This window comes from Thalassotalea psychrophila, from assembly GCF_031583595.1.
Lineage (GTDB): Bacteria > Pseudomonadota > Gammaproteobacteria > Enterobacterales > Alteromonadaceae > Thalassotalea_A > Thalassotalea_A psychrophila.
Genome location: NZ_CP134145.1, coordinates 4,770,943 through 4,794,382, shown reverse-complemented (window position 1 = coordinate 4,794,382; position 23,440 = coordinate 4,770,943). Strand labels below are relative to the sequence as shown.

Here is a 23,440-nt window from a genome sequence, read left to right as displayed (position 1 = left end):
ACTGGAGATACACATGTTATATATTGCTGTTGCTTTACTAATCGGTTTAGGTGCTTTAGGTACTGCGATTGGTTTCGGTCTACTTGGTGGCAAATTCTTAGAATCAGCTGCTCGTCAACCTGAATTAGCACCACAACTTCAAGTAAAAATGTTCATCGTAGCGGGTCTTATCGATGCTATCGCGATGATCGGTGTAGGTATTGGTCTATACATGTTATTCGCACTTTAATAAAAACCATTATTTATTAAACTTGAATAACTTAAAGGAGGTACACAAATGAATATTAACTTAACCTTAGTTGGTGAATTAATCGCATTTGTCGTATTCGTAATATTCTGCATGAAGTTCGTATGGCCACCAATTATGGCAGCCATCGAAGACCGTCAAAAAACTATTGCTGACGGACTTGCTGCTTCTGAACGTGCTGCAAAAGATCTAGAGCTTGCTCAAGACAATGCAAAAGCACAGTTAAAAGAAGCTAAAGCTCAAGCTGCTGAAATCGTTGATGGTGCTAAAAAGCGCGAAACTCAAATGATTGAAGAAGCTGCCGGCAAAGCAATTGCTGAACGTGATAAAATTATCGCGTCTGGTCATGCCGAAATAGAATCAGAGCGTCACCGTGCTCGTGAAGAACTGCGCAAACAAGTTGCTGTTCTTGCCGTTGCTGGTGCAGAGAAAATTCTTGAACGCTCTATCGATGCCGCTACACATAGCGACATCTTAGATAAACTAGTCGCTGAACTTTAAGGGGATATGAGCTATGTCTGAATTGACTACCGTTGCTCGTCCTTATGCTAAAGCAGCGTTTGATTATGCCGTTGAAGCTAACGCAGTAGACACTTGGTTAGAAATGCTAGTGTTTGCCGCTGAAGTAGCACAAAACGACACTGTAGCCGGTTACCTTAATGGTGACAAAGGCATTGAAGAAGTGAAAAGCTTGTTCATCAGTGTTTGTGGCGAGCAATTAAACGACAAAGGTCAAAACTTTATTAAGTTATTGGCTGAAAATCAACGTTTGTTGGCGTTACCAGAAATTCTTGTACAATTTGTTGAATTGAAAGCAGATTACGAACAAGAAGTTTCTGTAGATGTAACTTCTGCTCAAAAATTAAAAGCAGCTGAAGTTAAAACATTAAGCGCCGCGCTTGAAAAGCGTTTGGCACGTAAAGTTAAGCTTAATTGTACAGTAGATGCTACCGTAGTATCTGGTCTTGTTATCAAGGCTGGTGATATGGTTATCGATGGCTCAGTTCGTGGTAAACTGAACCGTTTAGCAACTACATTACAATCCTAATTGGGGAACAGAGCATGCAACTGAATTCCACTGAAATCGCTGAATTGATCAAAAATCGTATTGATCAATTTGACGTTGTTAGTGAAGCTCGTAACGAAGGTACTATCGTTTCTGTAACAGATGGTATCATTCGCATCAATGGCCTTGCAGATGTAATGCAAGGTGAGATGATCGAACTTCCTGGCAGCCGTTACGCTATCGCGTTAAACCTAGACCGAGATTCGGTAGGTGCGGTAGTTATGGGTCCTTACGCGGACTTATACGAAGGTTTAAAAGTTAAAAGTACTGGTCGTATTTTAGAAGTACCAGTAGGACGTGGCCTTTTAGGTCGTGTTGTTAACACTCTAGGCGAGCCAATTGACGGTAAAGGACCAATCGAAAACGATGGTTATGCACCAGTTGAGCGTATCGCACCAGGTGTTATCGATCGTAAATCAGTTGATGAGCCAGTTCAAACTGGTATCAAATCAATTGACTCAATGATTCCAATCGGACGTGGTCAGCGTGAGCTTATCATCGGTGACCGTCAAATTGGTAAATCTGCGATCGCACTAGACGCAATTATTAACCAAAAGAATACTGGTATTAAGAGTATTTACGTAGCAATTGGCCAAAAAGCGTCAACTGTTGCTAACGTTGTACGTTCTCTAGAAGAGCACGGCGCGTTATCAAATACTATTGTTGTAGTAGCATCAGCTTCTGAAGCTGCCGCATTACAATACTTAGCACCATACTCTGGTTGTACTATGGGTGAATACTTCCGTGACCGCGGTGAAGATGCACTAATCGTATATGATGATTTATCTAAGCAAGCAGTTGCTTACCGTCAAATCTCATTACTTTTACGTCGTCCGCCAGGCCGTGAAGCGTACCCAGGTGACGTTTTCTATCTTCACTCTCGTTTATTAGAACGTGCTTCTCGTGTAAACGCAGAATATGTTGAAAAGTACACCAACGGTGAAGTGAAAGGTCAGACCGGTTCTTTAACCGCTCTTCCGATCATTGAAACGCAAGCCGGTGATGTATCAGCATTCGTTCCAACTAACGTAATCTCTATCACTGATGGTCAGATTTTCTTAGAGTCAAACCTATTCAACTCAGGTATCCGTCCAGCTGTTAATGCTGGTATCTCGGTATCTCGTGTTGGTGGTGCGGCACAAACTAAGATCATCAAGAAACTTGGTGGTGGTATTCGTTTAGCATTAGCTCAATATGCTGAATTAGCGGCTTTCGCTCAATTCGCATCAGATTTAGATGACGCTACTCGTGCACAATTAGAGCACGGTCAACGCGTTACTGAATTAATGAAACAAAAACAGTACAGCCCTATGTCAGTGGCTGAAACTGGTATTTCATTATTTGCAGCTGAGAAAGGTTTCTTAAATGATATAGAACTGACCAAAATCGTTGATTTTGAAGCAGCTTTATTGACTTATGCAAACAATGAACATGCTGAGCTTATGGCTACCATCAACGAAACTGGTAACTACGATAAAGATATCGAAGCGGGTTTAACAAAAGTGCTTGAATCATTCAAAGCAACTCAAACCTGGTAATTAATAGTTTCGGAGTGAATAGTCATGGCCGGTGGTAAAGAAATAAAAACTAAGATCGGAAGTGTAAAAAATACACAGAAGATCACTAGCGCAATGGAAATGGTTGCTGCTTCAAAGATGCGCAGAGCGCAAGAATTGATGTCAGCTTCACGTCCATACGCTGAAAACATTAGAAACGTGATCGGTCACATTGCACGCGGCCAACTTGAATATCGCCATCCTTATTTGGAAGAGCGAGAAGTTAAGCGTGTAGGCTATATCGTTATTTCTACCGACCGTGGTCTTTGTGGTGGCTTAAATATTAACTTGTTCAAATCTGTGTTAAAAGATTCTGCCAAATGGCAAGAACAAGGCGCTGAAGTAGACTTAGCTGTAGTGGGCTCTAAAGCCTCTACATTCTTTGGTACTATCGGCGCAAATATTGTCGCGCAAAAATCAGGTTTAGGCGATTCGCCTTCTATTACCGATTTAATCGGTTCTGTGAAGGTTATGTTAGACGCCTATGATAACGGTGAAATCGATAGGTTGTACGTAGTATGTAACAAGTTTATAAATACTATGACGCAACAGCCAACAATCGATCAATTGTTACCTTTGCCGAAGTCAGATGATGACGCTATCTCGCATCGTTGGGATTACATATACGAACCAGACGCACAAGCATTGCTTGATCAGTTATTAGTTCGTTATGTGGAATCTCAAGTATATCAAGGCGTGGTTGAAAACCTAGCCAGTGAACAAGCTGCCCGTATGGTAGCGATGAAAGCCGCTACAGATAATGCTGGTGACTTAATCGATGATTTACAGTTGATATACAACAAAGCACGTCAAGCAAGTATTACTCAAGAATTGGGTGAAATTGTAGCTGGCGCTGCTGCGGTATAGGCAAAGTTTAATTAATAGTTTAGAGGAATAAACATGAGTACAGGTAAGGTAGTGTCAATCATTGGCGCAGTTGTGGACGTTGAGTTTCCACAAGATGCTGTACCTCAGGTATATGACGCATTAACAATTACTGAAGGTGAGCTAAGTGGTCTTGTACTAGAAGTACAACAACAACTTGGTGGTGGCATAGTTCGTACTATCGCCATGGGTTCATCTGACGGTTTGCGTCGTGGTCTGAATGTAGAAAATACAGGCACCAATATTCAAGTACCAGTAGGTGTGAAAACACTTGGTCGTATTATGAACGTATTGGGTGAGCCTATTGATGAAGCAGGTCCAATTGGAGAAGAAGAGCGTTGGACTATCCATCGTGAAGCTCCTTCATATGAAGAGCAAGCTGCATCAAATGAATTACTTGAAACTGGTATCAAAGTAATCGACCTAGTTTGTCCATTCGCTAAGGGTGGTAAAGTTGGTTTATTCGGTGGTGCTGGTGTTGGTAAAACCGTTAACATGATGGAGCTTATCCGTAACATCGCTATCGAGCACAGTGGTTATTCTGTATTCGCTGGTGTTGGTGAGCGTACTCGTGAAGGTAACGATTTTTACCACGAGATGAGCGAATCAAACGTACTTGATAAAGTAGCGTTAGTTTACGGTCAAATGAATGAGCCTCCAGGAAACCGTTTACGTGTTGCCTTTACTGGTTTAACTATGGCTGAGAAGTTCCGTGACGAAGGTCGTGACGTACTTTTCTTCGTAGATAACATTTACCGTTATACTCTTGCTGGTACTGAAGTATCTGCACTTCTAGGTCGTATGCCATCTGCCGTAGGTTACCAACCAACGCTTGCAGAAGAAATGGGTGTACTACAAGAGCGTATTACGTCGACTAAGAAAGGTTCAATTACATCAATCCAAGCGGTATACGTACCTGCGGATGATTTAACGGATCCATCTCCAGCGACTACGTTTGCTCACTTAGATGCAACTGTTGTACTTTCTCGTGACATCGCTTCGCAAGGTATCTACCCTGCAATCGATCCACTAGATTCTACTTCACGTCAACTTGATCCATTAGTAGTTGGTGTTGAACACTATGAAACTGCTCGTGGTGTACAGTCGACTCTACAACGTTATAAAGAACTTAAAGATATCATCGCTATCTTAGGTATGGACGAGCTTTCTGAAGAAGATAAGCAAACTGTTGCCCGTGCCCGTAAGATTGAGCGTTTCTTATCTCAACCGTTCTTCGTTGCTGAAGTATTCACTGGTTCTCCAGGTAAGTACGTATCTCTTAAAGATACAATTGCAGGCTTCAAAGGCATCTTAGCGGGTGACTTCGATGAACTACCAGAACAAGCGTTCTACATGGTTGGTGCAATCGAAGAAGCGGCTGAAAAAGCTAGCAAAATGTAATTTGGCCTAATAAGCTACAGGAGACTAATATGGCAGCCATGACGACACATTTGGATGTAGTAAGTGCAGAAGAGAGTTTATTCTCTGGTCGCATTGAATCATTGCAAATTTCAGGTAGTGAAGGTGAACTAGGCATTATGCCTGGACACGCACCATTACTAACTGCGTTAAAACCGGGTATGGCGCGTATTGTTAAACAGCATGGCGGCGAAGAGGTTATTTACCTTTCAGGCGGCATGTTGGAAGTTCAACCAAACAGCGTTACAGTATTAGCCGATGTGGCTGTACGTGGCGATGATTTGGATGAACAAGCTGCTTTAGATGCCAAGCAACGTGCAGAAGATCATATTCACAACGCCTCAGGCGATGTTGATTATGCTGAAGTTGCTGCTGAGCTAGCCAGAGCGGTAGCGCAATTACGTGTTATCCAGGAAGCAAGTAAACATAAGAGATAATAAATTAGTTTAACTAATTACTTATCTACAAAAAGACACGCATTGCGTGTCTTTTTTTTTACATCATGGATGATGGAATGCCGACTTGCCATGGTTGGCATTTAAGTAGACGTCTATGAGGTAATAAATTGTTTGAAATGTAGAAAAAGAGCAGGTAATTTAATTAAGTTACAGAACGCTAAAAGAGGCCCCAACCCTTGGGGGATGCGTGGTTTAAATAAACATGCATTGCAAACACTCAACTATACTCAGAAAAACACACCGTTATCCTGTGCGAGCTTAAGCGAGACACGGGACCTCCTCAATTCAAAACGTGCTTATAAAAAAACTCCTCAGTTAGATCTTTATAAACCTAAACTCAATGCTTAGGCCTTGAAGAGCTCTTTCTAGAAGACTTATGACTAGTAGCCTTACTCGGCCTAAAGTGCTGTTTAGCAGAGCTGTAATTAGGCTTACTAGCTTTTGGTTTGTATTGTTTTGAGCTCTGTTTATTTGTTGATTTAGTTGCCGTATAAGGGCTCTTGCTTGCTACCTGCTTGCTTTTTTGCGAACTTGAATTGTTAATTTGTCGGTTACTTTTATTATCATAAGACTTGTTGATACTTGCCCTATTTGGTTTAGCACTAAAATTTTTGCTAATTGCTTTGCTGCTATTATTCGCGACAGCATTACTACTTTTTTTATACTGATTTTTACGTACATTCGATTTATCTAATTGTTGTTTTATTTGTTTATGTCGTGTACTTGTTACTTTATTGGTTTTTAATGCTTTGTTATTACGGCCATTTTGTGACCCTTTGTACGCATTTAATGCCAGCAATTTTCTATCTTGTTTTCTAGTTACATAGGCCTGATTTTTACTCGGCTTATTACTGCTGTATTGTTTTGCCACCCGATCATTTTTATACGAAATACTCTTTCTATGACTGGGTTGATGTTGCCAACGTTGATAACCTGTTGAGCTTTGTTTAGAGCTATGTTGTTTACCTGAACTGTAGTGTTTTTTACCGCCACTATAATGGCTATTGTGACCGTGATGATGGTTATTATAATGACGGTAGTAATAAGAATGGGGATGATGATTAACTACTACATGATGATTTCCCCAATGAAAACCACCAAAAAACCAACCTACAGAAATATGCACAGCAGTATGCCAATAAAACGGTGCAGGATAAGCAGCATAATGTGGAGAGTAATACGATGGATAATGTGCCCAATAAACAGGTGGATAACCAGACCAATACCAAGGTCCATAAACTACACGGGCGTCATAATATGGCACATAGACAATTTGCGGATCGGCTGGAGTAATAGCGATATTATTATCGTCTCTAGCAACATCCACATTTTCCATTTGCGCTAAACTACCGGCGTTATCAGCTTTCTGTCTTAGAGATTGAATACTAGCAAGAACTTGTTCTTCATTTGATAAGAAAGCGTCGCCTAATTGTCGAGTCCAAGTTAACTCTGTACTCATTTTAGTTAATATGCCAGCGAACGGTAATAGCGCAACTACGCTTGGATCCCACTCCATTTCTTCACCTTTATCCATGAGTTCAGTATTTGATGAGTTGGAGTTTTTAGAAACCCAACGTTCAGCCTCAATAACTTCTAATGGGTAGGTGGCAGCAATTAATATGTGAGTTAATACACTATCTGGATACAGTGCTATTGGCGCTAGCATTTGCTCTAATTCTGCTTGGCTATATTCGACTGTTTTGCTATCAACATCGCTAATTTGCTCAGCATAACTTACTGGTAAATTGAGCAAATATGATAATACAATTATTAAGGTTAATGACTTCATCTGATCACCCTATGCCGAAAATTAAACGGCAATATAATTATTAGAGTGTCTACTATAAAAAAATGAAGCTGAACATAAGCTGAATGTGGTTAGCTACAAAGTAAGAAACGAGATAACTAGAGATGAGAAACGAAAAGCTAAGCTCAGATGACCTAGCTGAATAGTAGGTCTATTTTACCGTTTAAATGTAATAGTAAATAAAGCCCCGCCAAGTTCATGGCTATGATCTATGGTTAAGTTTCCTTGATAACTAGAAACTAAGTCACGCACTATTGCTAGGCCAATACCATGACCTTGTTGATAGGTGTCTGCCCTAGTACCGCGTTGTAAAATGTTTTCTTGTAAGGCTGTACTTATGCCTGAACCATCATCGCTAATGCTTAAGGTAAGTTGGGTCTCACTTTGAGTTACGTGCAAATTTATTGCTTTGTTTGCTGCCTTGCAAGCGTTGTCGAGTAAATTACCCAAGATCTCAAATAGGTCACTTTCCTCGCCATTAAATATAGCTTTTTCATCAATAACACTATTAATAACGAGATCTTTTTGTTGGTAAATTTTATGCAAACTGTTCACTAGTTTTTTGGCTATAGGCTCTATTTTAATTCCTACATGCCAAGCTGTTTCACCGCCACTTTGAGCTCGTTTTAATTGATGTTCAATGGTTTTATTCATTAATGATAATTGTTGCAGCGAACTAGTTGTTAAATTTCCTTGGCTTTGCATGACTGCTAAAGGGTTTTTTAAACTATGGGCTAGATCAGATAGAGCATTACGATAACGTTTACGTTGATTCTTCTGCGCTGTTAACAAGGTATTTAGTTGTTTAGAAACACGAGCAAGCTCTAGTGGGTATTGATGCTCAATTTTGTGTTTATTTCCTTGCTCAATCTGCTTTAGTTCTTTTTGCAATTTGCTTAAAGGCCTTAAAGTAAATTTCAGCAAAAAAAATTGCAATATTAATAAAACAGCCATTATAGACCCTAGCCAAGTCCACAATGTTTGCTGGAATTTAGCGACCATTATGGCAAAACCTGATTGGTCTTTAACTATATGCAAGGTGATGGTGAATGCTTGTTGTTGTTCAATAAAACTGACAGTAAAGCTATACACTAAATGGTTTTTATTATCGATTACTTGTTTACTAAAACGGCTTTCACCTATGGCTGGGGTTGGTAAGGTATTAGGTGAGGTTAAGCCGATAAAAGATGGTGACGACCATATTGTATTTTGCTTAGTGTTGTCGGTTTTAACCATTAATGCATATAAGCCAGAGCCACTAGCATTGAACTGATTATTTAATAATTGTTCGGGCATTTGTAGTTGTTGGTTATCAACTTCTGCGAGCGCTAAAATTGAATAACTACTGGCGATAAGTTCATTTTGAATTGAGCTTTGTACTTGTTCAGTAAAGGCATTATTTAGAATAATAGCTATGCTCGGCAGTATAATTAATATCATTAATAATGCCGATACCATCACCCGTGCTTGTAATGAGTTAAACCAACCTTTGATCTGAGTATTCAAAGCCATTGGCTAAGCCTTACCTTGTAAAGGCTTAAGCTTATAACCCTGGCCACGTAGTGTTTCAATAAAGTCGTATTCACTGTTTGGATCTAGCTTTTTACGCAAGCGGCGCACAAATACTTCTATTACATTAGAATCAAGATCAAAGTCTTCGTTATAGATATGTTCAGTAAGCTCTGCTTTTGATTTAACTTCACCTAAATGCAACATTAAATACTCAAGCAAGCGATATTCTGAGCTGCTTAAATTTATAGATTGCTGATTAACCTCAACCTGCATACTTTTGGTATTTATGGTAAGCGGACCGTTACTAATAACAGGGCTAGCTTGACCGGCACTGCGTCTGATTAATGCGTTTAATCTTGCTAATAACTCTTCTACTTGAAAAGGCTTAGCTAGGTAATCATCTGCGCCAGCATCGAGACCGGTAACTTTATCTTGCCAATGATCACGTGCAGTTAAAATTAAAATTGGAAATTTAATATCCTGTTCACGTAGCGATTTAATTAAGCTAATACCATCAATTTTAGGTAAACCTACGTCAATAATTGCAGCATCGTAAGGGTATTCTGTTCCTTGAAATAAACCTATTTCGCCATCTGAGGCAACATCCACAGAAAATTTGGCGAGTTGTAAATGGTTTTGTAATTGGCTTTGCAGTTGTAAGTCGTCTTCAACTAAAAGTAAGCGCATTAATCACCCCTTTATTTTCCCAGTTTTTGCATTTACATAAACCGAAATAATATGGCCATCATCTTTTAGTAACTTAACTTTGTAGGCTTGCTTGCCTTTGACTGTTTTTACACTAAGTACTTTACCGCCCATACGCGATTTTACTAACTTTGCTGCCTGCTCTTTATTAGCAATTTTTAGCGCTGCACTTTTGTAAGGTGTATGCGAAGCATATTGTGATTTGGGCAGAAGGTTATTTAACTTGGCCACGGAAAATGGCGAAGTAACAACTCCAATACTAAATAAGCACAACACAATAAATTTCATTCGCAAACCTTAAACAATATTAAAACCAATGCTTCAAATAAACTTGAGCGATAGGTCAGTGTAAAAGATTGAATCAGTTAAATAAACCAAATTGCCATTAATTCGATTTCTGTCTCTTTTTTACACCACAAGGATAGTTTTTGTAAGCTGAACATTAGCTGAACAAAAATAAAATACTGTTCAGCTTATGTTCAGTTAGCTTGCGCTTTAATAAACCTACAAAGTGATAAACAAGTTGGTGACCAAAATGAATATTCCAGAAAAATTTAACTTTGTAGATAAATTTTTATTGTCTACCCTGGCTATATTGCTATTTTTATTAGCAATTCAAGTATTGATGGTTTTATTTGGCTTTAATAAAGCTTATGCACAAGAGCAAACTAATCCCCCTGCTTTGAAAACCGTTTCGTTTGGTCAAAAACAACAATCGTTTAGTGAACAAGATAAATTAAACTTTATTGAACAAAGCCGAACACAAAGCTTTAGTGATCAGGATATTGGCAAGGCAACTAGTTTTACGCGGGCTCAAAGGCTTAAAACAACGAGCACAAATGAAAATGCCCTTGCTAGTAAGTCAGCAACTATGGCTACAATTAACAGTAGTTATTACAGTCATGAGTTTACTATTTATGATGCCCAAAGTTACTTATTTGATGACTTTGACGAAGATGGTTATTACCAAACCTTTAGTGTGGTTTTTGATGCAGATGTGATCAGTAATATTGCAAACGAAAGAGCCGACGTTTACGCAGAGCTTTATTTAAGCGTTGATGGCGGCCCTTGGACTCACTATTTTAGTACCGACATCTTTACCATCGCCGGTGAAAATATTGATGACGAATATGAGGTAGTAACAACACTATATGAAGGTTATTACAGCGACAATTACGATGTGTTAATTGATTTATATGAAGTTGGCTACTCAGGTTTAGTGGCAACATTTAGCTCTGATGACAGCGATGCTTTATATGCTCTACCTTTAGAAAGTGATGAACATGATACTTATTATGACGATCATTATCATGATGACCATCACCACCATAGTGGTAGTGCTGGGATATGGGGAATAATAATGATGCTGATGGTTCTATTTCAACGCAAAATTAAACGCAGCAATGTTGCTATAAGTAAAACTAAACAGGTCGTAGTTAAAGAGATAGCAATTTGAAAAATCAAATAGCTATCTCTTTTACCTAAGCAAAGCTTAATGCCAATTTCTTCGCCCCAGCAAAGTCAGACTTGCCACTGCCCAATTTAGGGACTTGCTCCACCTTATAAACCTCAGATGGGATCATCAAGGGGTTACAGTTGTTATTAAGTAACTCTTGTCTTAACTGTTTCTCAGTAATATCGGTTGTGGTTAATATGATGATCTTCTCACCTTTCTTGATGTCCGGTAGGTTAACTGCTAAAAACTCGCCTAAATCGTCGGTAATTACGTTATTTACCTCTTGCTCAACTGCTTGAAGGCTGATCATTTCACCAGCAATTTTTGCAAATCGAGAATAGCGATCGACAATGGTTAAGAATCCGTCTTTATCAAGGTAGCCTTTATCACCAGTTTTATACCAACGACGATTATCTAAAGTTACAATAACTTGTTGGGTTTTTTCATCGTCATTTAAGTAACCTAACATTAACTGACTACCAGAAATTAAAATTAAACCTTGCTCCCCAGTTGGTAAGGTTTCCATACTCACAGGATCAACAATTCTAAATGAACAGCCTGGTAATGGCATACCGACAGAGCCAATTTTGCTACCAGATTGCACCTTTAAGTCATTAGGGTCGAGCTGATCAGGAATATTTACACTGGCAACAGGTGTTGTTTCCGTAGCACCATAGCCTTCATAAATTGTTTTATTAAACTTATCTTTAAAGCTTTGACGAGTATCCTCTGGCAGCTTTTCTGCACCAGCAACAACTAGGCGTAAACTCTCTAGCATTAGTGGATTAATTTTACGGTTAAGCGTATACAGCCTTAAAAATGTTGCGGTAGCACAAAGCAAGGTAGCCTTATTTTTGGCGATAGCTTTAGCAATATTTAATGCATCGGTAGGGTCTGGATGACAAATTACCGGTACCCCTTCGATTAATGGTAGAAAGGTAGTAACTGTTAAGCCGAATGAATGAAATGGCGGCAATGAGCCCATAACCACATCTTTATCATTAGTTCGTAATACATCACTAATTTGCTTAATGTTTGCCGAAAAGTTTTTATGACTTAATATGATGCCTTTGGGCGTACCTTCACTGCCACTTGAAAACAAAATACAGGCAGGAGCGTTAATATCAACCGGAGTACCAAATACACGGTAAAACATTCTAGATGACAATACATAACTGGCAATGTTGGCACAAATATAACGCGATTTTGACAGTTTTTCTTTAATGTCTTCCATATAAACAATATTGGTATTGGCGAGCATTTTATCGCAATCAATGCCTTTACTTTGCAGTTTTTGGATAAACTTCTTTGAACTAAATACGGTAGTTATTTTAGCGTTAGTAATGCCAGAGCTTACAGCATCAACACTGGTACTGTAATTTAGATTAACCGCGGTTTGACCGTTAAGCAAAACCGCACTGTTTGCCATAACAGCGGCACTACTTGCAGGCAGCATAAGGCCAATATTTTGGCTGTTATCTAACTGTTTTATTTTAGCGGCTAACGTTGCCGTGGCTGCCAATAATTTACGATTAGAAAAACTCGTACCTGTGGTGTCTTTAACCGCTAATGCCGATAAATTTTGTTTTGCTGATTTGATCCAAGCTAACGGCAATGGATCTGCATGACTGGTTTGATATTCCCAGGCATTAAATGCTAACTCAAATACTTTTTGTTTTAACTCAATAGCAGGTGTTTCCATTGCTAATGGCGCACCAAAACTAATTGATACATCCCGGCGGAATCCCTGCTGAGTGTTTTCGCGAAGTTTACTACTGTTTGCGCGCGATAAGCGGCTACCCCATAACCCATGTAGGTAAAATGGTATTATTACGCCATTAACATTATCGACCACACGCTCATAGCCAGTTCTAAATACGCCCAGGGCTCCGGTACGGCTAATTGCTCCTTCTGGGAATAAACAAACAACCTCGCCATCTTGTAATGCTTGATTAACCAGTGCTAGAGACTCTTTACTATTACCTTCGTTAATAGGAATGGCACCAAAGAATTTAACAATAGGTTTAAGGTACCAACGGTTATAAATACTGCGCAGCATGACAAAACGAACTTTACGTGGGCAAGCCATTTGTACAATTAAGCCATCAATCCAACTAATGTGATTACCGAGTAACAATAGGCCATCGTTAGCGGGTAAGTTTTCAAATCCAAGTACTTGCAGTTTATAGCGGCGTTGCATAATAAAAGAGGCAACAATGCGAATTAACGAATGTGGTAATTGATAGACAGTGTATATTGCACCCGTTAACGCCAACGCCATTAACAGATAAAATATATCAGTGCTGCTCATGCCATAAGACACTAAAGCAATGGTCACCATTAAAAAGCTCAACATGGCGACATTTTGTACCCAGTTATTACCTGCTAAAACGGTTCCCAATTCATCTTCTTTGGCAGTGTATTGAATTAAAGAATTTAATGGCACAATAAACAAGCCGCCACTTATACCTAAACCAAAGAAAGTAAATGCCATAGCAACACTTGAATCAAGAGTGGCAATATTGCCAAGTAATAACGCAAAACTTATGGCAGCAATAGGAATAAGACCTAACTCGATATGATCTTTTGATATGCGAGCAGCAAACAATGATCCAAGCACAATGCCGATACCGGTACTGGCCATAATTCCTTGGATCACCAGGGTGTTATTCTCCGACAATACTTCTTTAGCAAACGCCGGGAATGTTGCCAGCATAACTTGTGATACCGACCAGAACATTGATAAGCCGACAATCGATAGCCAAATAATTCGATTACTGAAAATCTTTTTCAAATTACTACCAAGATACTGACCTTTGATATAAGTTTTAGTAGAAAAAGTCATACTATTATCAACAGGTTTAGTTTCTTTTAACTGACAAGAGAACCACCATTCAAGCACCGATAATGCCACCATAACCCAACCTAAAATGACTACGCCTTGTAAAATAATGCCACTGTCAGTTAATTCTATGCCGGTCAGTAATAGTTCAAAGAATGCTGAAAAGACAAAGGTACCTAATAAAATAGAAACTATAGTAACGGCTTGCACTAAAGCATTACCTTGCGCTAAATGGTCAACACCAATTAATTCTTTTAAATAACCGTACTTTGCCGGAGAATAAATGGCAGATTGGATGCCCATTAATAGGGTTAAAGCAAAGGCGCCAAGAAACCAACCTTGGTAGTAACACAGGGTGATTAATAAGGTTGCGACAATAGCAACTAAGGCACTGTTACGCATTACTTTAGGTTTTGGGTATTTATCGGCTAAGAAACCAGAAGGGGAAAATAAGAAAATAAAGGGTAGTAGTATTAATGCATTTAATACTGCAGTTAATACGATTTGAATGTCGCCGTCGTAAATTTTGAATACGGTATTTTGTACAATAATTTTGTGCCCTAAATCAACAAAGGCATTAATAAATACCATGGCGATATAGGCGAAAAATCCTTTAAAGCTGAATAACTGTTTCATATTTTCCCTGGTTTACTGGTTGCTAACACGTGATGCTAGTGTGTATTTTGTTGTTATATTTTTCTACCAATAATTTAATTGTTGCAATATATTCGCCATAAGGTATAAATATTTAATACCATGAATCATTTTTAACCAACAATAATTAGATTACCCTATGGCTCAAACAAGTTCACTGTTAATTTCATTAAAAAAATCACTAAAAGCTCACGGCTACACATATGCTGATGTTGCAAAACACATAGGGTTGACTCAAGCTAGCATTAAACGTTTGTTTAGTGAGGAAAATATTTCGCTGCAACGACTAGATCAAATATGTCAGATGATGGATTTAGAAATTTCAGATTTAGTACTTTTGATGTCTGAGCAACAAGCACACTTGCAACAACTCAATGTTGAACAGGAACAAGAGTTAAGCCAAGATCTTGGTTTGCTATTAATTGCGCTATGCGTACTTAATAAGTGGACCATGGATGAGATCATTGAGCATTATAAATTAGAGAGCCATTACTGTATTCAAAAACTGGCACGTCTAGATAAACTAAAAATTATTGAGTTATTGCCTGGTAATAGAATTAAGCTTTTGGTTGCAGCAAACTTTGGTTGGCGAGAAAACGGGCCCATTCAAGCATTCTTTCAACGCACCATAGGCCAAGAATTTTTCAACTCACGCTTTAACCAAGATGAAGAAAGCTTATTGGTACTTAATGGTATGCTTGCCAGTGCCAGTAATAGTGAATTTCAACGTAAACTTAAACGTATTGCGCAAGAATTTGAGGTGTTAAATCATGAAGACTCTAGCTTACCCTTAGAGCAGCGTTTTGGCGTTACTGTTGTACTTGCGATGCGCAGTTGGCGTTTCGGATTGTCGCAACATTTACTGAAAAAACAGCCTCATCAAACTTAAATAAACGAATATTTATAAACAATTTGTTTACATAAAGTATAGGTATTTAATACTTATACTCGACAAACCTGCAACCTTTTTGCTTTTGGTTGCACATTATAATCTTCCCCTCCACTGTGTTACTTCCTAATTCAAAGCAATGACAGCCGTTGCTGTTAAAACAGGAAGGACAGAGTTATGAACAACTTACTTATAAAAATATTCAGCAAATCACTGCTGGTAAGTTTGGCGTTATTTAGCCAAATCAGTTTAGCCAGTGGCTTACTTACACCTAGTGATGGCTCTTTGCCTGCATTAGATATTAACGAGCATCATGTCAACGTGGTAATTGAAGACGGCTTTGTGGTTACTCGCATAGAACAAGTCTTTTATAACCCTAACGACATTGATTTAGAGGCGATATATTCATTTCCTCTACCAAAAGAAGCTTCACTTGGTGAGTTTGCCTATTGGATAGATGGTCAGCCAATAACTGGTGAAGTAGTAGAAAAGCATAAAGCGGAACAAATTTACCAACAAGAAAAGCAAGCTGGACGAGACGTTGCGCTTAGTGAAAAAGACAGTTACAAAAGTTTTGATACTAAAGTTTACCCAATACGCGCTAAGCAACAGGTTCGTATTCAATTAACTTACTTGCAAGTTGCAGAAGTAGAAACATCAATAGGTCGTTACACATACCCTATGGAAGAAGGCGGAGTTGATGAACTTAAGACCGCATTTTGGAACTATCAAGATAAAGTAAAACATAAATTTAGTTTTAATTTAGTATTTCGCTCTAGTTACCCCGTGGAAGAGTTTCGCTTACCTAAACACTCGCAGGCATTGGTACAGCAAATATCTGCTGATGAATGGACTGTAAGCTTTTCTAGTGAGGAAACCACCGCAATAATTGAAGAAGGAAGCACTGCCAATAATCCAGTAGCTACTGTACCGGCATTTTCTCTTGATCAAGACATTGTTGTTTACTGGCGCTTAAAATCTGGATTACCTGGCTCTATTGATTTGGTGAGCTACAAACAGCCAGGCAAAGAACGTGGTACCTTTATGATGACCGTAACCCCAGGTGAAGACTTATCGCCAATTACGCAAGGCAGAGACTTTATTTTTGTATTGGATTATTCAGGGTCTATGCAAGGAAAATACCAAAGTATGGTTGAAGGGGTGCGTCAAGGTTTGCATAAATTGAATGATCAAGACCGCTTTCAAGTGGTTATTTTTAGCAGTCATGCGCAGCAGTTAACTAATGGTTATGTGCAAGCCACTCGCGAAAATGTATTGCATTTGATGCAGAAACTAGAGCAACAACAACCAGGAAACAGCACGAACCTTTATAACGGTATGGAAATGGCTCTAAAAAGCTTAGATTCTGATCGCCCAAGTGCAATTGTTTTGGTGACCGATGGTGTTACTAATGTTGGCAAAACCGAGAAAAAAGCGTTTATTAAAATGCTTGAAAAAGTAGATGTAAGGTTGTTTACCTTTGTTATGGGCAATAGTGCCAATAGACCATTGCTGGCCGGTATGACCAAAATTTCAAATGGTTTTGCCATTGATGTGTCTAATAGTGATGACATAGTAGGGCAATTAATGCAGGCGACGGCAAAGCTAGGCTATGAAGCATTTCACGATTTGGATATAGAAATCAGTGGTGTGAAAGTTAAAGATATGACGCCGAAAAATATAAATACTTTATATAGAGGTCAGCAATTAGTTGTTTTTGGTCATTACTATGGTGATGGTGATGGTGAAGCAGAGGTGACGATAAAAGGTAAAGTATCGGGTGATAAAAACCGCTATCACACACGCTTTAATTTTGCCCAAGAAAGTGAATTACACCCTGAATTAGAACGGTTATGGGCGTTTGCTACAATTCAAAACATACAGGATAAAATGGACTATTTAGGTACCGATAAAGACAGTGAGCAAGCAATAACCGATTTAGCTATCGAGTATGGATTAGTTACTGACTACACCTCAATGTTAGTGATGCGCGAGGAGCAATTTTCCGCTCATGGTATTGACCGTCAAAATCAACAGCGCGTAGCAAAAGAACACGCTGCTCGCGCTAAAAGAACCAGTGCCCCTGTTCGTAATAATCACATAGATAAGAACACACCAGCATTTAATAAAAGCCGACCTAGCTTTGGTGGCGGAGGTGGTGGTAGTACAACGCCTTGGATCTTGTTTGTACTACTATTAACTATTGCTCAGCGAGCATTGAAGACTAAACGAGGCAAAGTTTGTTAACAAGATAATGACAACAAACTATTGCAGGGTTTTACATTTCGTTAACGGACTTTTATCAAGGTAAAGGCTATTATTTAACACAGTTAACTTTCATAGTTTTCCTCCCTGAAATGCTATTTTTAACCTCCAATTTTTTGGAGGTTTTTTTTTGCCTAAACTTTACTAAGTTAAATGCTTTTAATAAAACAGCGAAAAATCATAATTAGATTAGAAATTAAAGCTATTCAACGTTAAAATAGTCACAATTATCTTCATCTTTAAAATAAAAAATGGAACTTCTATGTCACTTTCAGTGGTTATATTAGCCGCGGGTAAAGGCACCCGCATGCGTTCTGACTTGCCAAAAGTTTTACACCCGGTTGCTCATCAATCTATGGTAGAGCATGTTATAGACTCTGCTCGTGCGGTTAATGCTGATAATATCTACTTAGTCTATGGTTTTGGTGGTGAAGTGCTCAAAGCACGTATTCAAGGTGATGATCTAACGTTTGTTGAGCAAGCAGAGCAGCTTGGTACTGGCCACGCGGTAGATATGGCTAGCCCATTTTTAAAAGATGATGAAGACGTTTTAGTGCTTTATGGTGATGTGCCACTCACTAAAGTATCAACTATTGAAAAACTCATTCAAGCCAAGCAAAAAAATAGCATGGCGTTACTAACAGTTCACTTGGCAAACCCAACAGGCTATGGGCGCATTGTTCGTTTAGGTGGTAATGTGGTTGGTATTGTTGAACAAAAAGATGCTTCGGCTGAGCAACTTGCAATTACTGAATGTAATACCGGTATTTTATTAGCCAATGGTGGCGATTTAAAGCGTTGGTTATCTAACCTTTCAAGTGACAACGCGCAAGGTGAATACTACCTTACCGATATAATAGCTATGGCACATAGTGATGGTCAAACCATTCATACAGCTCACCCCGGTACTGAAGTTGAAGTAGAAGGCGCAAACAATAGAGTACAACTAGCGAACCTTGAACGAGCGTATCAGTTACGTAAAGCCGAAGAGCTAATGATTGCTGGCGCAAGTTTACGTGATCCAACGCGTATTGATATTCGTGGTAATTTAACTGTTGGCAACGAAGTACAGATCGACGTGAACTGCATTTTCGAAGGCGATGTAAGCTTATCCGATAATGTAAAAATTGGCGCAAACTGTATTATCATCAATAGCCAAATTGGCCAAGGTGCAGAAATTAAACCAAACAGCATTGTTGAAAATGCCAATATTGGTCAGCAATGTTCAGCGGGACCTTTTGCCCGCATTCGCCCAGGTACCATAATGAAAACCAACTCACACGTTGGTAACTTTGTTGAAATGAAAAATACAACCATGGATGAAGGCGCAAAAGCAGGGCACTTAACCTATTTAGGCGATGCTGAAATTGGCAAAAAAGTAAATATTGGTGCAGGTACTATTACCTGTAACTATGATGGCGTAAATAAATCTAAAACCATCATTGGCGATGGTGCATTTATTGGTTCAAATGCTTCTTTAGTTGCCCCTGTTACTATTGGTAAAATGGCAACAACCGGCGCTGGTTCTACTATTGCGAAAGATGTTGAAGATGACACCTTAGCCGTATCAAGAGCTAAACAACGCAACATTACCGGCTGGACAAGGCCAATTAAAAAGTAATTTATCGACCAATAAATTTTCAGAATTTGTATAATAACGCCGGCATATGCCGGCGTTTTAATATCTCTCTTCTAGAAAGAATAGGTCAAATTAAAGTAATGCCCTGCACCACTAGTATCTACTTCTTTACCGCCTAAAATAGTACCGTCTTTCCACTGGGTCATATCATCGTATAACTTTAACCCGTAACCCATTGCAAAGTGCGAGCTTGGTAAGTGATACCAAATACCTAAATACGATTGCAAAGAAGTGTCGGTGCGATACTCTTGCTCAAAACTGTTACCTTCATCTAGATCGCTACCAAATTCATAATCAAAATATCCTTGAAAGGCGAGAAAGCCAGAATTTTCAAAATTGTGAAGTGTCTTAAACCAATTCATATGAAAAGCATAACCATCCCACTCATCTTCATTAGTTGCACCATAGTTTTCTCTTATCAAGCGGGCATACAGATTAACCCCAGTTTTACCAAGCCAAGGTAGTTCCATATCGGTACCAATACCCAGCCAAACAATTTTCAAACCACTACTTTCAGTTGTAACTGGCACTTCATCCACAACATCTACCACACAAGTTTGTGCACATTCATTGTCGCCATAATATATATCCATAGCGATATACCATTCTTTAATAATGCCAACCGACAAGTCTTTATCAAACAAGTAATCGAGCGACATTCTTGGTTCAATATCGGCAAACATATTTGAGCCATCGTGAGCATCACTGTCAGAGTTATTAAACGCATCTTTAAAATCAACATAACCGTATAAATCAAATAAACCAGAGCGTCCGCCAAACTCAATTTCCAAATATTGATCGTTAAATTTAAAGGGGCCACCACGTTGATCTTCACCATGATAAAGATGAAAATTAAGCCATAAGAAATCGTTTTCATGGATATCTTCAGGCACGGTCGCTGCTGTAACAAAGCCTGATTGTAGAAAACTTAAGATAAGTAGTAATGAAGTTAATACTTTCATAAAATATTTCCCTAGTGTTGAATTTTTAGTGATCGACTACCTTGAATTTGAACGATGAAATAAAAACAGCGTAAATCAAACATGATTATAGTTTAAATATTGAGCACTATTTAAATTTGTGTAATTTGCCTAACGATAAATTTCACATTAAATCGGAAAGCGGACTAAGGACCCCGTTTGCTCCCCGCTCAATAACATGAGTGTAAATTTGTGTGGTACGTACGTCACTATGTCCTAATTGTTCTTGTACTGTACGAATGTCAGCCCCTCTTTCAAGTAAATGTGTTGCAAAAGAGTGCCTTAAAGTGTGGCACGTTACTCGTTTATCAAAGTCTGCTTTTAATGCGGCAGTTCTTACTGCTTTTTGTACGCAGGTTGGATCTATGTGGTGACGGCGCATTGCACCATTCTCAGGATCTGAGCTTAACCTGCTAGAAGGGAATAAAAATTGCCAACTAAATTGTTTACTTGCATTGGGAAATTTACGAGATAGAGCATGTGGCAACCAAACACCGGCATAGCTAGAGTTTTGACAATCTAATTCATGCTTTAATTTAACAGCTTCAATTTGCCTTTTAAGTGGCCTAACCAATTCTTTAGCTAAAGTTGCTCTTCTATGTTTTCCGACTTTACCATTCCAAACTTGCACTGAAAAATAGTCAAAATCAATATCTTGAGTTCTTAATCGAATAAGCTCCATTAAGCGTAATCCACTGCCATACATTAATTGGCAAGCAAGAGAATACTTGGGGTTTATTGCATGAAAAAAGCTAACCGTTTCTTTTCTAGTTAATACAGTAGGTAGCTTTGTTTGATTAGTGCTGCGATTAAAAGTCATCTCTAGGTTTAAAGGTTTATTTAAAACGTTTTTATAAAGAAACACTAAAGCATTAAGAGCTATGGCTTGAGTTTTAGGAGCTACATTGCGTTCGTTAGCTAAATAAGAAAGGAAATTTTCAGTTTCAACATTATGCATCTCTTTGGGGTGGCGCTTACCGTTATAAATAATAAAGGCTTTGATCCAATATAAATATGCTTCAATGGTTTTCTTGGCGTATCGACGAGTCCACATGTGCTTGGACACAGCTTTTAAAAATTCAGATTTCATCCTTGATACCTACTTTTAAAAATAACTATTCAAGTATAGTTAAACTCTCAAAAAACCAAAAATGCGTGAAACACGGCAAAAAACTGTCTTTTATCAGAGATAAAAGAATTAACCATCATAAAGTATTGATATTTGGTAAAAAAATAAGCTATCGTAATATTTTTATTTGATAAGAAGTTAGAGCCCGTGTTGAATCATAGTCTTTTGCTTTTTATTAAGCTGTTAAATTGAAAGAGTAGTATGGAAATAATCGAATATAAAAAGTCGCGTAATAAACAATGGCAATTTGCTATTGCAGCTCTATTCACGACTATTGTGCACGCATACTTTATAAGAGAAAGTTCAGATAGCTTATTCTTTTTAGTAGGCTTGTCTTGTACTTGGCTTTTAACAACTGGCTTATTTCTTTATCAAATTCGAAGTGCGGCTAAAGAGGCGAAATGCCCCAAATGTACGACAGATCTTTATGAGATTATCGAGTCACTAAAAACTAGTGGCAAATTGGAGCTAAAGTATTGTCCAATATGTGGGCAATCAGTAAGCACAAATACAATTTAACAAGGCACTCAAGCAGGACAAATTTAGTTTGGTTTTTGTCACTGCGTTCCTGATTTTAACCAAACTAAATTAGCCTCTTAGTGGGGCGTTAGATTTTTATCACATTCATAGGATGATTCATGTTTGGAAGAGCCGAAATTAATGAGGTGTTTACGCCTCGTAATTCAGAAGTAAATAAGACTATGTACATTGAAAGGGAAGCTCTAGAAAAAGAACTATTTCGATCAATTAAAGGAAGTATGCACTCATTTCTTTTTGGAGAGAGTGGTAACGGTAAATCATGGTTATATAAGAAAGTATTCTCTGACAAGAAAATAGAATATGTTGTTGCCAACTGTGCAAGAGCTTCAATGAAGAAGTCTATTGTCGATGAAATTTATTCAGTATGTGTACAAAATGGAACATCGCAGAAAGTTTCCTATTCAGAAACAAAAAAAGCAGGAGTTAAGGCTTTAGCTACGGCTGAATTATCTCACCAAGGTAACTATGAATTAAAACAAGAAGACCGGTTAATTGAATCTTTTATCGCCCTTAACGAAAACTCTAACAGTAAACCTGTTGTAATTGTTTTTGACAATGTCGAAACTATTTTCAAAAATAATGAGTTAATGAGTGAATTGTCCGACATAATTATTCTATTAGATGATTCTCGTTATTCTCAATATAACGTAAAGTTTTTAATTGTAGGTGTCCCTAACCAAGTGCTGGAGTATTTTTCTTCTGCTAAAAACCCATCTTCTGTCGGTAATAGAATTCAAGAAATATCTAGGGTTGCAGGCTTAGTGCCAGGACAAGTGGTGACTTTTTGTGAAAATGGTTTTCAACATCATCTTAAAGTAAACATTGGTGAGACTCAATTGAAGCGACTAGCACGACACGTTTACGATATTACTTTAGGTGTTCCTCAAAGGATACATGAATATTGCGAAGGACTATCTTATATTCTTGAAGATAATAAATGGACTTATCAACCTACTTTATTAGATTTAGCAGATCATGATTGGTTAAGAAAAGGATTACGTGAAAACTATTCAGTAATAGAAGCGTATTTAAACTCAGATGAAACAGCTAACGGAAGAAGAAATCAAGTTATATACGCTTTAGGTAAAATAGCCCACCATCAAGTGAACACAGAAACTATTGGTAAACAAATAGCTATAGAATTTCCAAATAACTGCCCTAGAAGTAAATCAGGTATTGGTCAAGTACTCTCTAATTTAGCAAAAGGAGATAAACCTGTTCTTAAAAAAATTGCTCACTCTAGCTCTTACTCGTTAACTGATCCTCGCTACTTAATGTGCATTAGAATAATGTTGCATAAAGATGAGACGTCTGAAAATGTGCGTAAAAAGCTATTCAAGCTAAGTTAAAAATCTAACAAGTTGCTTAAACGGACAAAAAACAGCTGGCTT

At 38.3% G+C, this 23,440-nt stretch carries 20 protein-coding genes; 13 read left to right on the top strand and 7 right to left on the bottom strand.

Annotated elements, in window-relative coordinates:
• Window positions 1-13 precede the first annotated feature (13 nt).
• From atpE to RGQ13_RS20030, 7 genes are read left to right on the top strand one after another with little or no spacing between them, the layout of a single operon-like run.
• Window positions 14-229 carry a F0F1 ATP synthase subunit C gene (gene atpE, locus RGQ13_RS20060; RefSeq protein ID WP_143582908.1) on the top strand — a complete coding sequence of 72 codons (216 nt, stop codon included), beginning with the start codon at window positions 14-16 and terminating at the stop codon, window positions 227-229.
• Between the two features lie 48 nt (window positions 230-277).
• On the top strand, window positions 278-748 hold the full coding sequence (atpF, locus tag RGQ13_RS20055; RefSeq protein WP_348391504.1) for a F0F1 ATP synthase subunit B: 471 nt from the start codon (window positions 278-280) through the stop codon (window positions 746-748).
• Window positions 749-761: 13 nt separating this feature from the next.
• Window positions 762-1,295 carry a F0F1 ATP synthase subunit delta gene (atpH, locus tag RGQ13_RS20050; RefSeq protein ID WP_348391503.1) on the top strand — a complete coding sequence of 178 codons (534 nt, stop codon included), beginning with the start codon at window positions 762-764 and terminating at the stop codon, window positions 1,293-1,295.
• A 14-nt stretch (window positions 1,296-1,309) separates the two neighbouring features.
• The gene (atpA, locus tag RGQ13_RS20045) at window positions 1,310-2,851 is read left to right on the top strand and encodes a F0F1 ATP synthase subunit alpha (protein WP_348391502.1); all 1,542 of its coding nucleotides are present in this window, start codon (window positions 1,310-1,312) and stop codon (window positions 2,849-2,851) included.
• Window positions 2,852-2,875: 24 nt separating this feature from the next.
• Window positions 2,876-3,736, top strand: coding sequence for a F0F1 ATP synthase subunit gamma (gene atpG, locus RGQ13_RS20040; protein ID WP_348391501.1), 861 nt, complete (start codon window positions 2,876-2,878; stop codon window positions 3,734-3,736).
• A gap of 33 nt (window positions 3,737-3,769) precedes the next feature.
• Window positions 3,770-5,155 (top strand): F0F1 ATP synthase subunit beta, encoded by a 1,386-nt coding sequence (gene atpD / locus RGQ13_RS20035; RefSeq protein ID WP_348391500.1) that lies wholly within the window; start codon window positions 3,770-3,772, stop codon window positions 5,153-5,155.
• A gap of 29 nt (window positions 5,156-5,184) precedes the next feature.
• Entirely contained in the window at window positions 5,185-5,610 is a 426-nt protein-coding gene (locus RGQ13_RS20030; protein WP_348387686.1) for a F0F1 ATP synthase subunit epsilon, read from the top strand.
• A 358-nt stretch (window positions 5,611-5,968) separates the two neighbouring features.
• Here RGQ13_RS20030 and RGQ13_RS20025 read toward each other — a convergent pair whose 3' ends face one another.
• From RGQ13_RS20025 to RGQ13_RS20010, 4 genes are all read right to left on the bottom strand, one after another.
• Window positions 5,969-7,420, bottom strand: coding sequence for a DUF3300 domain-containing protein (locus RGQ13_RS20025; protein WP_348391499.1), 1,452 nt, complete (start codon window positions 7,418-7,420; stop codon window positions 5,969-5,971).
• A 174-nt stretch (window positions 7,421-7,594) separates the two neighbouring features.
• The gene (locus tag RGQ13_RS20020; protein ID WP_348391498.1) at window positions 7,595-8,950 is read right to left on the bottom strand and encodes an ATP-binding protein; all 1,356 of its coding nucleotides are present in this window, start codon (window positions 8,948-8,950) and stop codon (window positions 7,595-7,597) included.
• Window positions 8,951-8,953: 3 nt separating this feature from the next.
• On the bottom strand, window positions 8,954-9,637 hold the full coding sequence (locus tag RGQ13_RS20015; RefSeq protein WP_348391497.1) for a response regulator transcription factor: 684 nt from the start codon (window positions 9,635-9,637) through the stop codon (window positions 8,954-8,956).
• A gap of 3 nt (window positions 9,638-9,640) precedes the next feature.
• Window positions 9,641-9,943, bottom strand: a complete 303-nt coding sequence (locus RGQ13_RS20010; protein ID WP_348391496.1) for a PepSY domain-containing protein — start codon at window positions 9,941-9,943, stop codon at window positions 9,641-9,643.
• Between the two features lie 247 nt (window positions 9,944-10,190).
• Here RGQ13_RS20010 and RGQ13_RS20005 point away from each other — a divergent pair, with 247 nt between their 5' ends.
• Entirely contained in the window at window positions 10,191-11,111 is a 921-nt protein-coding gene (locus tag RGQ13_RS20005; protein WP_348391495.1) for a choice-of-anchor H family protein, read from the top strand.
• Between the two features lie 25 nt (window positions 11,112-11,136).
• On the opposite strand, the gene RGQ13_RS20000 is transcribed toward RGQ13_RS20005, so the two are convergent.
• Window positions 11,137-14,589: an acyl-[ACP]--phospholipid O-acyltransferase gene (locus tag RGQ13_RS20000; protein ID WP_348391494.1), complete on the bottom strand. Its 3,453-nt coding sequence runs from the start codon at window positions 14,587-14,589 to the stop codon at window positions 11,137-11,139.
• A 157-nt stretch (window positions 14,590-14,746) separates the two neighbouring features.
• Between RGQ13_RS20000 and RGQ13_RS19995 the strand changes: the two genes are divergently transcribed.
• The 3 genes from RGQ13_RS19995 (at window position 14,747) to glmU (ending at window position 19,382) form a co-directional block, all read left to right on the top strand.
• The gene (locus RGQ13_RS19995; protein ID WP_348391493.1) at window positions 14,747-15,496 is read left to right on the top strand and encodes a helix-turn-helix domain-containing protein; all 750 of its coding nucleotides are present in this window, start codon (window positions 14,747-14,749) and stop codon (window positions 15,494-15,496) included.
• 177 nt (window positions 15,497-15,673) lie between these two features.
• Window positions 15,674-17,743: a VIT and vWA domain-containing protein gene (locus RGQ13_RS19990; protein WP_348391492.1), complete on the top strand. Its 2,070-nt coding sequence runs from the start codon at window positions 15,674-15,676 to the stop codon at window positions 17,741-17,743.
• Window positions 17,744-18,023: 280 nt separating this feature from the next.
• Window positions 18,024-19,382: a bifunctional UDP-N-acetylglucosamine diphosphorylase/glucosamine-1-phosphate N-acetyltransferase GlmU gene (gene glmU, locus RGQ13_RS19985; protein ID WP_348391491.1), complete on the top strand. Its 1,359-nt coding sequence runs from the start codon at window positions 18,024-18,026 to the stop codon at window positions 19,380-19,382.
• 71 nt (window positions 19,383-19,453) lie between these two features.
• Here the strand turns inward: glmU and RGQ13_RS19980 are convergent, their stop codons facing one another.
• Both RGQ13_RS19980 and RGQ13_RS19975 read right to left on the bottom strand, forming a co-directional pair.
• Complete coding sequence (locus tag RGQ13_RS19980; protein ID WP_348391490.1) at window positions 19,454-20,362, bottom strand: nucleoside-specific channel-forming Tsx family protein; 909 nt, start codon at window positions 20,360-20,362, stop codon at window positions 19,454-19,456.
• Between the two features lie 142 nt (window positions 20,363-20,504).
• Window positions 20,505-21,470, bottom strand: coding sequence for an integron integrase (locus tag RGQ13_RS19975; RefSeq protein ID WP_348391489.1), 966 nt, complete (start codon window positions 21,468-21,470; stop codon window positions 20,505-20,507).
• Between the two features lie 240 nt (window positions 21,471-21,710).
• Here RGQ13_RS19975 and RGQ13_RS19970 point away from each other — a divergent pair, with 240 nt between their 5' ends.
• Both RGQ13_RS19970 and RGQ13_RS19965 read left to right on the top strand, forming a co-directional pair.
• A complete protein-coding gene (locus RGQ13_RS19970) occupies window positions 21,711-22,028 on the top strand; it encodes a hypothetical protein (protein ID WP_348391488.1) in 318 nt (105 codons plus the stop codon).
• A gap of 119 nt (window positions 22,029-22,147) precedes the next feature.
• On the top strand, window positions 22,148-23,398 hold the full coding sequence (locus RGQ13_RS19965; RefSeq protein ID WP_348391487.1) for an AAA family ATPase: 1,251 nt from the start codon (window positions 22,148-22,150) through the stop codon (window positions 23,396-23,398).
• Window positions 23,399-23,440: the final 42 nt, after the last annotated feature.

Bases quoted from the DNA above. Each gene is read 5' to 3' on its own strand.
- RGQ13_RS19970 (WP_348391488.1), top strand. From the start codon at position 21,711: ATGGAAATAATCGAATATAAAAAGTCGCGTAATAAACAATGGCAATTT.
- glmU (WP_348391491.1), top strand. From the start codon at position 18,024: ATGTCACTTTCAGTGGTTATATTAGCCGCGGGTAAAGGCACCCGCATG.
- RGQ13_RS19990 (WP_348391492.1), top strand. From the start codon at position 15,674: ATGAACAACTTACTTATAAAAATATTCAGCAAATCACTGCTGGTAAGT.
- atpA (WP_348391502.1), top strand. From the start codon at position 1,310: ATGCAACTGAATTCCACTGAAATCGCTGAATTGATCAAAAATCGTATT.
- RGQ13_RS20005 (WP_348391495.1), top strand. From the start codon at position 10,191: ATGAATATTCCAGAAAAATTTAACTTTGTAGATAAATTTTTATTGTCT.
- atpF (WP_348391504.1), top strand. From the start codon at position 278: ATGAATATTAACTTAACCTTAGTTGGTGAATTAATCGCATTTGTCGTA.
- RGQ13_RS19995 (WP_348391493.1), top strand. From the start codon at position 14,747: ATGGCTCAAACAAGTTCACTGTTAATTTCATTAAAAAAATCACTAAAA.
- atpD (WP_348391500.1), top strand. From the start codon at position 3,770: ATGAGTACAGGTAAGGTAGTGTCAATCATTGGCGCAGTTGTGGACGTT.
- RGQ13_RS20000 (WP_348391494.1), bottom strand. From the start codon at position 14,589: ATGAAACAGTTATTCAGCTTTAAAGGATTTTTCGCCTATATCGCCATG.
- atpH (WP_348391503.1), top strand. From the start codon at position 762: ATGTCTGAATTGACTACCGTTGCTCGTCCTTATGCTAAAGCAGCGTTT.
- RGQ13_RS20010 (WP_348391496.1), bottom strand. From the start codon at position 9,943: ATGAAATTTATTGTGTTGTGCTTATTTAGTATTGGAGTTGTTACTTCG.
- RGQ13_RS19975 (WP_348391489.1), bottom strand. From the start codon at position 21,470: ATGAAATCTGAATTTTTAAAAGCTGTGTCCAAGCACATGTGGACTCGT.
- RGQ13_RS20025 (WP_348391499.1), bottom strand. From the start codon at position 7,420: ATGAAGTCATTAACCTTAATAATTGTATTATCATATTTGCTCAATTTA.
- RGQ13_RS19980 (WP_348391490.1), bottom strand. From the start codon at position 20,362: ATGAAAGTATTAACTTCATTACTACTTATCTTAAGTTTTCTACAATCA.
- atpG (WP_348391501.1), top strand. From the start codon at position 2,876: ATGGCCGGTGGTAAAGAAATAAAAACTAAGATCGGAAGTGTAAAAAAT.
- RGQ13_RS20020 (WP_348391498.1), bottom strand. From the start codon at position 8,950: ATGGCTTTGAATACTCAGATCAAAGGTTGGTTTAACTCATTACAAGCA.
- RGQ13_RS20015 (WP_348391497.1), bottom strand. From the start codon at position 9,637: ATGCGCTTACTTTTAGTTGAAGACGACTTACAACTGCAAAGCCAATTA.
- atpE (WP_143582908.1), top strand. From the start codon at position 14: ATGTTATATATTGCTGTTGCTTTACTAATCGGTTTAGGTGCTTTAGGT.
- RGQ13_RS20030 (WP_348387686.1), top strand. From the start codon at position 5,185: ATGGCAGCCATGACGACACATTTGGATGTAGTAAGTGCAGAAGAGAGT.
- RGQ13_RS19965 (WP_348391487.1), top strand. From the start codon at position 22,148: ATGTTTGGAAGAGCCGAAATTAATGAGGTGTTTACGCCTCGTAATTCA.